The 12,643-nt window shown below is 46.0% G+C and carries 12 protein-coding genes; 9 read left to right on the top strand and 3 right to left on the bottom strand.

The annotated features are described in order from the left end of the window. Window positions 1–33 precede the first annotated feature (33 nt). Both BLU98_RS11730 and BLU98_RS11725 read right to left on the bottom strand, forming a co-directional pair. Complete coding sequence (locus BLU98_RS11730; RefSeq protein WP_092724273.1) at window positions 34–780, bottom strand: N-acetylmuramoyl-L-alanine amidase; 747 nt, start codon at window positions 778–780, stop codon at window positions 34–36. A 9-nt stretch (window positions 781–789) separates the two neighbouring features. Next, window positions 790–1,494 carry a hypothetical protein gene (locus tag BLU98_RS11725; RefSeq protein WP_092724271.1) on the bottom strand — a complete coding sequence of 235 codons (705 nt, stop codon included), beginning with the start codon at window positions 1,492–1,494 and terminating at the stop codon, window positions 790–792. A gap of 84 nt (window positions 1,495–1,578) precedes the next feature. Here BLU98_RS11725 and BLU98_RS11720 point away from each other — a divergent pair, with 84 nt between their 5' ends. After that, entirely contained in the window at window positions 1,579–2,016 is a 438-nt protein-coding gene (locus BLU98_RS11720) for an acyl-CoA thioesterase (protein WP_092724269.1), read from the top strand. 14 nt (window positions 2,017–2,030) lie between these two features. Here BLU98_RS11720 and BLU98_RS11715 read toward each other — a convergent pair whose 3' ends face one another. Then, entirely contained in the window at window positions 2,031–3,305 is a 1,275-nt protein-coding gene (locus tag BLU98_RS11715) for a PDZ domain-containing protein (RefSeq protein WP_092724267.1), read from the bottom strand. A 68-nt stretch (window positions 3,306–3,373) separates the two neighbouring features. Between BLU98_RS11715 and BLU98_RS11710 the strand changes: the two genes are divergently transcribed. The 8 genes from BLU98_RS11710 to recQ all read left to right on the top strand — a co-directional run bounded on the left by BLU98_RS11710 (window position 3,374) and on the right by recQ (window position 12,638). Then, a complete protein-coding gene (locus tag BLU98_RS11710; protein WP_092724265.1) occupies window positions 3,374–3,946 on the top strand; it encodes a helix-turn-helix domain-containing protein in 573 nt (190 codons plus the stop codon). An 81-nt stretch (window positions 3,947–4,027) separates the two neighbouring features. Next, window positions 4,028–6,247, top strand: coding sequence for a heavy metal translocating P-type ATPase (locus tag BLU98_RS11705; RefSeq protein ID WP_092724263.1), 2,220 nt, complete (start codon window positions 4,028–4,030; stop codon window positions 6,245–6,247). Window positions 6,248–6,276: 29 nt separating this feature from the next. After that, window positions 6,277–6,498, top strand: a complete 222-nt coding sequence (locus tag BLU98_RS11700; protein ID WP_092724261.1) for a heavy-metal-associated domain-containing protein — start codon at window positions 6,277–6,279, stop codon at window positions 6,496–6,498. A 104-nt stretch (window positions 6,499–6,602) separates the two neighbouring features. Beyond that, on the top strand, window positions 6,603–7,103 hold the full coding sequence (locus BLU98_RS11695) for an SET domain-containing protein-lysine N-methyltransferase (protein ID WP_092724259.1): 501 nt from the start codon (window positions 6,603–6,605) through the stop codon (window positions 7,101–7,103). 5 nt (window positions 7,104–7,108) lie between these two features. Beyond that, on the top strand, window positions 7,109–8,197 hold the full coding sequence (locus BLU98_RS11690) for a D-alanine--D-alanine ligase family protein (protein ID WP_092724257.1): 1,089 nt from the start codon (window positions 7,109–7,111) through the stop codon (window positions 8,195–8,197). Further along, the gene (locus BLU98_RS11685) at window positions 8,194–9,645 is read left to right on the top strand and encodes an ATP-grasp domain-containing protein (protein ID WP_092724255.1); all 1,452 of its coding nucleotides are present in this window, start codon (window positions 8,194–8,196) and stop codon (window positions 9,643–9,645) included. Before BLU98_RS11690 ends, BLU98_RS11685 begins: the two co-directional genes overlap by 4 nt. Window positions 9,646–9,767: 122 nt before the next feature. Further along, window positions 9,768–10,703 (top strand): ABC transporter six-transmembrane domain-containing protein, encoded by a 936-nt coding sequence (locus tag BLU98_RS11680; RefSeq protein WP_092724253.1) that lies wholly within the window; start codon window positions 9,768–9,770, stop codon window positions 10,701–10,703. Between the two features lie 84 nt (window positions 10,704–10,787). Further along, window positions 10,788–12,638 (top strand): DNA helicase RecQ, encoded by a 1,851-nt coding sequence (recQ, locus tag BLU98_RS11675; RefSeq protein ID WP_092724390.1) that lies wholly within the window; start codon window positions 10,788–10,790, stop codon window positions 12,636–12,638. The last annotated feature ends 5 nt before the right edge of the window (window positions 12,639–12,643 follow it).

The raw sequence follows: 12,643 nt of genomic DNA, 5'->3' as shown, positions 1-12,643 counted from the left end.
ATCCTTACTAAATGCGTGCCAAAACGGTTGTAGTTACTTCATTGCCCCACTCCAAAACCAGTTGCCTTCATCGGTATAATACCATTTACTATTGCCATCAATGCTTTGTCCCACTTCAGTATACCCGTCATACGCCAGTTGTATCCCGGGTGGAACACTGGCCAGCGGGGCCATCCGCGTACTCGGATCTCTCCGGATATTAACATTATTTTTTGTAGTGGCTTTACCGGTAAAGCCTGTTTTAATTACTACCCATTCCGGCACTGCAGGCGGTGTACCTCCAGCCTGGGCAATGAGCCGGTTGATGTCTACTTTGGTACCCGGACAATCTTTCAATGAATAAATTTCGTGGTGGCCCACCACATGATCCCTGTCGAGTGTAATATCCCATCGTTGTGCAATCGCTGCAATCAAATCACTGCTGGTGGCATACATTTCTTCTGTCCAGTCGGTATCTTCCGAACCTTCGTGTTCGATGCCGATGGTATAATAATTAGGATTGATGTACATGCCTGCTTCGTCTTCCGCAGGCTTGATCAGTTTCCAGGAAGGATGGTCTACCCGGCCGGCATGCCATGCGGTGTCTTCTTCTTTCACGTATTGATGCAGCTCTCCATTCTTTCCTATTCCATAATGCGCCGAAACATTGGAAGAACGGGATCCGAACCAACTATCGGTTCCGTCCAGGGTGCCTTCCATGATATGGATCACAATGGCAATGGGTTTGAACCCTTTGCGGCCCTGGGTAAAATTGGGGCTCTTGATAAATAGTGCGCTCATAAAACTGGTTTAGCCTTTTACAGAAGGGTTGTTTTTTTGAAATCCTTCATCCGCCACTTTCAATGGTTGCGTATCGGAAGTAGTGGGCTGCCTGTTCTCGGTTATCTTCAATGCCTCATACAAACCGGAACTGATACCCATCAGGATCAGGTCATTGGAGGGAATGAACGGCATGATGGCTCTTGCATAATTGTTGAGACAGGTTATGCATGCGCCCGATGCAGGTTGCCCGGCACAAATGGCACAGGGTGGATCTACTGACAGCCGTTGCAGTACGGCACCGATGAACCAGATACCAAACACAATATTGAAAATGATGGTCTGGAACCGGTGAATGCTGATGCCATTCTTGTCTGATAAAATATCGAGGAAAAAAGTATTGCCTCTATCATTCTGACTAAGGTTTGACAAAGCTGGGTTCGACTGATCGCTGACATCGATCAGCGTAGCGCCAATGGTGGTAGCTGAACTGATGCCCAGCAGGTATAATATTGAATTGTTGAAATCTGGCAGGCTTCCATGCGATCGCAGGATGATGGTAATATAAGAGGAGAATACGATAACCGTCCACCAGGCCAGTTGTACCCTCGACCAGCTGTAAGGACGGGGTGTGGCTGTACTGGTATCCCTCAGCATGCCATATTTTTTGTCGCAGAAATAAACCAAAGAGGCAAGGGCGAGGAATGTTGCCCAAAAAATAATTGGATGGCTCATAGGAAGGGCTTTAGTAATGTTAAAAAATAATCTCAAGAAAAGCAATAGGCTTCTTAACTAACTTAGTTCTACAAAATCAACGCTATGGCACCGTTTGTGAAAACCCTGTCTGTTCGCTGGGCCGACCTCGACCCTAATTTCCATGTTCGCCATAGTGTGTATTACGATTTCGGCGCCCAACAACGGGTGGAGATATTGGAGCAGTCGGGTTTATCGCTCCGGATCATGCAGGAGCAGGGCTTTGGTCCCATCATATTCAGGGAAGAATGCCTGTTCAAAAAAGAGATCAGGCTGGCCGATCAGCTCACTATCAATGCCAAAATTGCCCGTTTGAACGCCGATGCTTCGCGCTGGACCATTGTACATGAAATCGTGAATGCACAAGACCTCCTTTGTGCTGTATTGACCGTTGAAGGCGCTTGGCTCGATACCAAACTGCGTAAACTGGCGAACCCAACACCACAGATCGTCAGGGATGTGCTAGAGGCATTTCCTAAGGCCGCAGATTTTTCTGCGATATAAAAGCTGATCAGGTTTTACTCTATTTCAATTCTTACTGTGTAATCGTTGTTCTTATTATCGTCAAGATAAAGTGAGATAAAATGTTCTTTTGATGGCATCAGATGATCTCTGTCAGCTGCAAAAACAACATTTTTCTTGTTCAGCAACTGCGCAAGTTCGCCTGCTTTTTCATAACGAACATAGCCTCCGTTCAATGAATTGGAAATTGCTGTGTACAACCCATTAAAGAGAGAGTCGGCCTGCTTTGCATTGAGCCACTTGTACTCCGCACTGAAATGGTATTTCCGTTGATTGTGTATAGTATCGTTTGCCTGATCGTAAGTATCGTTCAACAGGTAACAGGAGGTGGCGTGGTTAAAACAATATTTCGATTGATAGGAAGTGGAATCATTCGGCAACACTTCGCCGGCAATATTTTCCACCGCTTTGCTATTGTTGAAACTGAGTAACAGGTATTGAAGCGTTTCCCGGAAATCCTTTGCGGTTTGTGCAGTATCTGGTTTAACGAAAGTACAAACCGGCTTGGGGCCTCCTTCTATAACAAGGGCTACTTCGTATTGATGCGTTTGCTGGGATATATAAGCAGCAAGTGTGGTCCTGTACATTTCGTATCCGTTGAGCAGTTTTTTACTGAAGTAGGTTTGCTGAAGAAAAGTTGTATCGCTGGACCGGTATTTTTGGGAATAAGCCCTGCTTCCCCAATAATAGCTCAACTGTTTCTCGTATTTATTATAAACCTTTTCCGCCTCCCGCCTCGAATCGCCTGAATAAAGTACGCCGAACAGATCGTATTGCTTGAACATCAGGTGCTTTTTCAGCACAGTGCGGTAGCCGGTGGCCAATTGTATTTTTGAATCGTATACCAATCCTTCTTCTCTTTCCTGGCCTTTCAATAAACTGAAATTACTATCGGCCTGTTTCGTCAACTGATCAACATCAGCTAAAAAGGCTGTATCGATATCCAAATTTGCTTTCTCAAACGTGCCGATATATTCCTCGTTGTTACGCATGATTTTAATTTCTGCACGTTCTGGTGCGAACAGGTTTCTTACCTCCTCCGTGGTTTTATTCAACACCGCAGTTCCATTGACCGACACGATTTCATCACCCACCATGATGCCCGCCCTGGCCGCAGGTGATCCGGGGTAAACACTGGTAATAACATAACGTTTGGTGAAAGGATCACCTTCCCCTCTGCCCTGGCCATATAAAAGACCAAATGCATTGACCTGTGCAGCTGCGGCCAAATAATATAAAAAGAAAACCAGGGCGAGTACTCCTTTTTTCATACCGTTTTCAAAAGTGCAGGTTTCGGTTGGGGGTACAATTTACATTAATTTCGTGGCTTCAATCATCCATGGATACGCTTTACATAAAAAACATGGTCTGCGACCGTTGCATCATGGCGGTCAGACAGGAGCTGAACAAATCGGGCATTCCTTATGCCAATATTCAATTGGGTGAAGTAACGCTGACCGTTCCTCCTTCCGCAGATCAACTGTTGCAACTGAAACGGGGACTGGAAGAGATAGGGTTTGAACTGCTGGATGATAAAAAATCGAGGATCGTAGAGCAGATCAAGAATACCATCGTGCAACTCATACATGGCAATAAGGAAGAAGCATTCAACCTGAAACTATCGGCCCTGCTGGCAGAAAAATTACAGCTCGACTATCATTACCTCTCTGCACTTTTTTCTTCTATCGAAGGCATTACTATTGAAAAATATGCCATCCTGCAACGCATAGAAAAAGTAAAGGAATTGCTTTTATATGATGAGAAAAGCCTGAGCGAGATCGCTTACGAATTAGGATATAGTAGTGTACAACATCTGTCGCAGCAGTTTAAAAAGATCACCGGTTTAACGCCTTCGCATTTCAAACAACTGAAGGAGAACAAGCGCAAACCGCTGGACAAACTCATTCCGTGAAATTATATAAACCCCGCTCCTGATTCTGTAACAACGGGGCTGTTTGCCTGTGCCAACTTTGTATAAACAAAAGCGTTGGATATGCAAACTGTTAAGGAGATTTTCCCTGTTCTCGAAATGACTTGTGCGGCCTGTGCCGTGAGTGTGGAATCGATACTCAAATCGGCAGACGGTGTACAGGACGCGGGTGTGAACTTTGCCAACCAGGATGCCTGGGTTAGTTATAATCCGCAGGTGACCAATCCGCAGAACCTGCGCAAAGCCGTTCAATCGATCGGGTATGACCTGATCATTGAAAAGGACAACCAGCAGGAATTAAAAGAAACGGCGCAGAAAAATCATTTTCAACAAATTAAAAAAAGGTTTACCTGGTCCTTCTTCCTTTCATTGCCTGTTGTGATCATTGCCATGTTTTTCATGGATATGCCTTATGGTAACTGGATCATGCTGGCACTTTCGGCCCCGGTTGTTTTTTATTTCGGGCGCAGTTTTTTCGTCAATGCCTGGAAGCAGTCCCTTCATGCTAAAGCCAATATGGATACACTGGTAGCGCTGAGCACCGGCGTTGCCTGGCTCTTCAGTGCATTCAATACCTTCTATCCCGAATTCTGGCACAGGCGTGGCATACACCCACATGTATATTATGAAGCAGCGGCCGTTGTTATCAGTTTCATTTCATTGGGCAAGCTGCTGGAAGAACGCGCCAAATCGAACACTTCTTCTGCACTTAAAAAACTCATGGGGTTGCAACCCAAAACGGTCACCCTCATTCAAGCCAATGAAGAGATGACCGAATTGCCGGTGAAGCAGGTACAACCGGGTAACCTGTTGTTGGTGAAGCCTGGTGAAAAAATACCGGTAGATGGCATTGTAACGGAAGGTACTTCTTATATAGATGAAAGCATGATCAGCGGTGAACCCATTCCCGTATTGAAAGAAAAAAAAGCGAAAGTTTACGCCGGTACCATCAACCAGAAAGGCAGTCTTCGTTTCACAGCAGAAAAAGTAGGCGCCGATACTTTGCTGGCGCAGATCATTCAAATGGTGCAGGAAGCGCAGGGTAGCAAAGCGCCCGTGCAAAAACTGGTAGATAAAATCGCCGGCATATTTGTACCGGTGGTCATTGGCATTGCCATACTCACTTTTGCAGCGTGGATGGTCTTTGCCAAAGAGAATGCATTCACATACGGACTCTTATCGGCGGTTACTGTTTTAGTCATTGCCTGTCCCTGTGCACTCGGACTCGCCACCCCTACCGCTATTATGGTTGGTGTGGGTAAAGGCGCTGAAAACAAGATACTGATCAAAGATGCAGAAAGCCTCGAACTGGCCCATAAAGTAAACGCGGTAGTACTGGATAAAACCGGAACCATTACCGAAGGCAGCCCTTCTGTAACCGGTATTTTTTTCGACAATGAAGCCGATGCTCTTTTTCTTCAATCGCTGCTGCTGGCGATGGAACAGCAATCGGAGCATCCGCTGGCAGAAGCCATCACAGCTTATCTGCGGGCTGCAGGTATTTCGGCAGTATCACTGAACGGAATAGAAAGCCTCACGGGTAAAGGCGTTAAAACAAATTACCAGGGTCATACCTACCTGGCCGGTAACGATACACTGATGATTGAAAACGGTGTAGCAACAACCGGTCGCCTTTACCAGCAAGCATCCGACATGCAAAAGCAGGCGCGGTCTGTTGTATTGTTTGCCCGCGGGCAACAACTGGTAGCGGTGGTTGCCATTGCCGACCAGATCAAAACTTCCTCCAAAGAAGCGATTGAACAAATGCAAAACAGGGGTATTGAAGTGTATATGCTTACTGGAGATAACCAGCAAACAGCTGCTGTTGTGGCGGCCGAAGCGGGTATCAAACATTTTAAAGCCGGACTGCTGCCTTCCGATAAAGCTGCTTTTATAAAAGTATTGCAGGAAGAAGGTAAAGTGGTTGCCATGGCGGGCGACGGCATCAACGACAGCCAGGCGCTGGCGCAGGCAGATGTAGGCATTGCCATGAGCAAGGGAAGTGATATTGCTATGGATGTTGCGAAAATAACGCTGATGGGGTCTGATCTCAACAGCATTCCCCGGGCTTTACAACTTTCAAAAAGAACGGTGGCCACGATCCGGCAAAACCTGTTCTGGGCCTTTATCTATAACATCATTGGTATACCGCTGGCGGCAGGTGTGTTGTTCCCGGTGAACGGGTTCCTGCTGAACCCCATGATTGCCGGCGCCGCCATGGCGTTGAGCAGCATCAGCGTGGTAAGCAACAGCCTGCGGCTTAAACTGACCAAACTTTCTTAATCCTATCATTCACCATTAAAACATCCATCATGGAAATTGTACAATTTAAAACAAACATCAAATGCTCCGGTTGTGTTTCAAAAGCAACCCCTTTTCTTAACAGTACCGCGGGAGCCAACAACTGGTCGGTAGACGTTCAAAGCAACGATAAAGTGTTAACGGTAGTAAAAGAGGGCATAGTATCTTCCGACGCGATCATCCAATCGCTGGCAGAGGCGGGCTTCCAGGCCCATCTGATTGGCCAGGAATAGTGTTGATAATTAACCGTTAAAATGTGAACTATTAATTACCGGTATTGTTAGGTATAGTTGGATAATTATGTATTTTAATGTAATTGTTTTACTAACCCAGCAGTATGATACCTCTACCACTTGTCACACCTGATGATAAGCGGCCGGCAAATGCCGGTTTTGCACAGGTGATGCTCAACAACCTTACAGGACAAAGATCGTTACACGCTACCCGGTTTTTCGATGCAGGAGATATCATTTGTACGTTTGGTGCGGGCTCTGTACAAACAGAAGCCAGTTACCTCACCGTACAAACCGACATTGACCGGCACATTACATTGCAGCCCGAGTTCCTGCAATACATCAACCATAGCTGCGGCCCAAATGTTTTTTTCAATACCACCAGCTTTGAGCTGGAAGCATTGAAAGCCATTCAACCCGGCGATGAGTTGATGTTTTTTTATCCTTCTACCGAATGGAACATGGCCCAGCCCTTCGAGTGTTACTGTGGTTCATCACAATGCCTGCAACAGATCCGGGGCGCAGCTCATTTAACGGATGATGAATTGCGTCCGTATAAGCTGACCGATTTTATCAGGCATCAACTGCAAAAAAGAAAGCAATAAAGACAATGCCTTCCAAGCCTTTAAAAGTGTGGGTATTGGCACCACACCTGCTTACAAACGATGCCAACATAGATTATTACTACGATTTCTCGCAAAGCATTGCTGAGTATACTGCTACTTTTGGCGCACTCAAACTCAACTGGCAGTGGCAGCCGGTGACCATGAACGATTATACAGACGTCATTGAAAAAATATACGAAGAGAGCAAAAACGGAACCCTGCCGGTGGTATTGAATTTATGCGATGGCGATGAAGTGAATGGAACACCCGGCGTATCTGTTGTAAAGCTGCTGGAAAAAAAAGGACTGGTGTACACCGGCTCCGATGAATATTTTTATCGTGTTACCACTTCCAAGATTCCCATGAAGCAGGCTTTCGAAGCCGCAGGCGTACCCACCCCCAAATGGGAAGCCATCCGTTCTCCCAAACAAAGCATCGAGTGTATTTTTTCAAGACTGGGCAGTCCTATTATTGTAAAGCCTGCTGTTTCCGGCGGCAGCATGGGTGTGGGTATCAAGAACGTAGTGAGCAGTTATGAAGAACTGAACAACCAGGTGCAACAAATGTTTGCCGGCTATCGCGGATGGAACCTTGCTGCCGATGGCTTGCTGGCCGAATCTTTTATCAAAGGACCTGAATTCACTACGCTAATTGTTGGCTCCTGGCGGCGGCCCGATCTGTGTAAAGTGTATACCCCGGTTGAAAGGGTATTCCATTCATCTTTACCCGATACCGAAAAATTCCTGTCGTTCGATCGCCTTTGGGAAATCTATGAAGAAGAAGCCCCCATGCCCGGCGAAGATAGTTTTTATGAATACCAGGAACCCGATCAGCAACTGCAGGAACGTATCAAACAAATCAGTCTCGATGCTTATCTTGCCGTAAAAGGCACAGGATATACGCGGGTAGACCTGCGCATGGACAGCCAGACCGGCAAACTTTATGTGCTGGAAGTAAATGCGCAATGCGGATTGAGTGAAGACGAAGATTACACTTCCATCGGCGCCATTCTGCGCCTGAGTAATGAATCATTTACAGGCCTCGTCATGGAGATCATCAACGACGCATTGGAAAGAAAAAGAATTGGCAAGTGAACCAGAACCAACTACGGGTGAAAAAAGTATGCGTACTGCAGCCCGACTATTCCACCACATCGGTCGATTACCAGTATTACGATCCGCCACGCGATCTTTCACACCTGCTTCCGGGTGTACAGGTAGATCATGTATTACTGAACAAGCTCACTACTTACAAACAATTAAAAGCTTTATCGCACAAAGGCTATGATATTTTCATCAACCTCTGCGAGGGATACCTGGAATGGGAAGTGCCTTCGATAGATGTGATCCATACATTGGAAATGCTCGACCTGCCATTCACCGGTCCGAGCAGCGCTTTGTACGATCCGCCCAAAGAGCAAATGAAATATGTGGCTTATTGCGAAGGCATCAAAACACCCGAATATGTGCTGATCGAATCGGAAGCCGAAGTGGAGAAAGCTATTGAGAAACTGCAATTCCCGCTTTTTGTAAAGCCTGCCAAAGCAGGCGACAGCCTGGGCATCGACCAGCATTCATTGGTACACAACAAAGCAGAACTGCTGCAAAAAGTAAAAGATACTTTAGGCGAATATGAGCAACTCCTGGTAGAAGAATATATTGACGGGCGCGAATTTACCGTGTTGGTAGCTGCCAATACCGATGGCATCAGCAGCACTACATTTAAACCTGTGGAATTCATCTTCCCCGAAGGGTACCGTTTCAAGACCTACCAGCTCAAAACTTCCGAACTGCACCCCGAAGCCAATATACCCTGTAATGACCCGGATATTGAACAACGTTTGCGACACGCTGCCCAGCGTATTTTCAAAGCATTCAACGGGGTGGGATATGCCCGGCTCGATTTCCGGATGAATGAGAAAAGAGAATTGTACTTCCTGGAGATCAATTTTACCTGCTCTGTTTTTTACCAGGATGGCTATGAGGGATCGGCCGATTATATCCTCCGGCACGACGGAATCGGGCAGGCCGGTTTCCTGCGACACATGATCGCCGAAGGTTTTTCCAGGCACTTACGCTTGCAGAAAAACTACAAGGTAAGCGGCAGTATGATTGCCGGTTTCGGCATTTATGCCGTTCGTGACATAGCTCCTAATGAGTTGATTTTCACGGGGGAAGCACGTGCTCAGCGCATTGTTACCCGCCGTTATGTCATGCAGCATTGGTCGGATGTTGATAAAGAAATTTTTCGCCGCTATGCCTACCCGCTCAGTAATGAAGTATTTTTGCTGTGGGATGATGATCCGGCTGCATGGGCTCCACAAAACCATAGTTGCCAACCGAACACCGCGTATGATGGTCTTAATGTAGTGGCAGTTCGCCCTATATTCAAAGGCGAAGAGCTGACCCTCGACTATGCGTCCTTTCTGGACGAACAAATGGAGCCCTTCGATTGTAGCTGCGGCGCTAAAAACTGTCGTAAACGGATAACCGGTACCCCCGGAAACTCTGTTAACGAAAGGGAAAAAAACAAAACCGCTTAAACAGTTCTCCGGCTTTCCCGTCCTATACTTACTAACCTAGCCGATTCCAGAAACAACAGCTATACTGTTATGGAATAATGACAGTATAAAAAAACTATGTTAAACAGATAGGAGGAAATCTTATGTCAAGGTTTGAAATATTAAGAAAGCTTATCATGAAGCACCGGAATCAACTGGTGCTTACCTATGTATTATTCTCGCTGGAAATGCTCGGCACCTTGCTTCGTCCTTTTTTCCTGGGTGAAGCAGTGAATGATATGATGCGTGGAAGTTACCACGGGCTGGTTGTACTGTCATCCGTTCATTTCGCCTGGCTCATTATTGGTACCCTTCGGCATCGTTACGATACACGCACTTACTCTGCTATCTATACCTCATTGGTAACCAAATTCCTTTCGCGCCGGATAGACCGTTCACATGTATCAAAGCTCAGCGCCCATTCTACCCTGGCAAGGGAATTCGTTGATTTCCTGGAATTCGACCTCGTGTATGTTATTGAAGCGGTTTACAATATCCTGGGTTCTATGGTTCTGCTGTTCTTCTACCAATCATCTGTGGTACTGCTCTGCCTCGCCATCCTGGTACCGGTAATGGCCATGAGTTATTTCTATGGCAGGAAGATGAAAAGATTCAATCGACTGAAAAACGACGAACTGGAGCAGCAGGTAGACATCATTTCATCGGGCGATAAAAAGGCCATCCATAAACATTTCAATAATTTACGCTTCTGGCAAATACGTATCAGCGACCAGGAAGCCTGGAACTTTGGTATCATGGAGCTGATGGTGATGATCGTGATCGGCCTGTCGCTCTTCATCACCAATAAAGTAGCCGGCACCACTTTACTGGCCGGTAACATCATTGGTATTTACAACTATGTGTTGAAATTTGTATCGGGACTTGATACCATTCCTTATACCGTTCAACGGCTGTCTGCATTGAATGATATCACCCGCAGGATCGAGCTGCAGTCGGACGATTTTCCCGCCGAAGCGGAAAATCCTGTGCCCGGCTCTGTGCGGCTGATTAAAAAAAGAGAATACGAAAAAACTTCTTAATTTTTCTTCCACCCAATCATTGCAATACCTGGATCGGGTATAAATACTTGTTGGTTCCAGTCTCATTCCGTATTTATTTTGCGTATGCCCGTTATTGCCGATCCGCTCAAAATACTGGAATCTGTTTTTGGTTACGAATCTTTCCGTCACAACCAGGAAAACATCATCTCGCATATCCTGTCGGGCCATGATGCCATGGTATTGATGCCTACCGGCGGAGGCAAGAGCCTTTGTTACCAGGTACCCGCACTTTGTATGGATGGGGTTACTATTGTGGTGAGTCCGCTCATTGCCCTGATGAAAGACCAGGTAGACACACTGCTGCTGAACGGCATCAAAGCGGCTTTCCTCAACAGTACCCAGCACAACAGCGAGCAAGCCATTGTTTATGAGCAATTGAGGAACAATGAACTCAAACTCCTCTATGTGGCACCTGAAAGATTGGTAGGCGGCGATGTGTTGTTCCTGCAATACCTGAAAAATATCAACGTTTCCCTTTTTGCAATAGATGAAGCACATTGTATCAGTCAATGGGGGCACGACTTCCGCCCGGAATATCGTGTGCTGAACCAGTTGAAGACCGTATTCCCTCAAATACCCGTGATTGCATTGACGGCAACAGCCGATGAACTCACCAAAAACGATATCATTGAACAATTACAATTATCCAGTGCAAAAGTTTTTGAGAACAGTTTCAACCGGCCGAATATTTACTATTATGTAAAACCCAAAAAGAATTATTACCAGGAACTAGTTGCTTATTTAAAAGAACATACTGAGGAGAGTGGTATCATTTATTGCCTCAGCAGGGCGGCAACGGAAAAGCTGGCTGAACAATTGCAGGCAGACGGGTTCAACGCTGCCGCTTATCATGCCGGACTGGAAAAAGAAATCCGCGATGAACGGCAGGATCTTTTTCTGAAAGACGATGTGAAGATCATAGTTGCTACCATTGCTTTTGGCATGGGCATCAATAAAAGCAACGTACGTTTTGTTATTCACGCCGATCTTCCCAAAAACATAGAAGGATATTACCAGGAAACCGGCCGTGCCGGAAGAGATGGATTGCACAGCGAAGCCATTTTATTTTATGGTGTCGGCGACGTGATGAAGTTGAAAAACTTTGCCCAGGTAGAAGGCAATGAAGCGCAAACGCAGGTATTGCTGCAGAAGCTCGACCAGATGGTGAAGTTTTGCGAAACCAAAAATTGCCGCAGACAATACCTCTTACAATATTTTGGAGAAGAAGCGCCAGCTTATTGCGGCAGTTGCGATACCTGTTTGAACAAACCCCTGCTGGAAGACAGTACCGTTACGGCACAAAAGATCCTCAGTGCCGTTGCCCGTGTGCAGGAACGATTTGGTATGCGTTACATTACAGATTTGCTGCGCGGAAGCTATTCGGAAAAAATGAAAGAGGCGCATAAACAGTTATCGGTTTATGGTATCGGCAAAGACAAATCGAAAGAAGAATGGATGCATTACATCAAGGAACTATTGCACTATGGTTATTTGCAGCAAAGCAACGGCGAGTACCCGGTGTTGCAACTGACAGATAAGAGCAGGGGCGTTTTGTTCAAAGGTGAAAAAGCTTACCTCACTGCGCCGCTTACCATTACCATTGCAAAAGAGCCGGAAATATACCAGCAACTCAGTTACGAAAAAGCGTTGTTCGATGAATTGAAAAAACTGCGCAATCAACTGGCACATGAAGAAAACGTACCCGCATATATTATTTTCAGTGATAGCAGTTTGCTCGACCTCGCTACTTATCTTCCTTTAACAGAAGAAGACCTGTTCAAGATGAGTGGTTTCGGTACATATAAAATTGAACGCTACGGCCAGCTCTTCCTGGAAAAGATACAGGATTACTGCAACGATCACCAGCTGGTTTCGCAAGTGGCGTTGAAGAAGCCCAAGAAGAAAAGGAAGTAACCGGT

It is taken from the genome of Hydrobacter penzbergensis, assembly GCF_900106985.1.
In the GTDB taxonomy this organism is placed as follows: domain Bacteria; phylum Bacteroidota; class Bacteroidia; order Chitinophagales; family Chitinophagaceae; genus Sediminibacterium; species Sediminibacterium magnilacihabitans.
The sequence above is the reverse complement of the archived record's forward strand: the minus strand, read 5'-3'. Positions and strand labels throughout refer to the sequence as shown.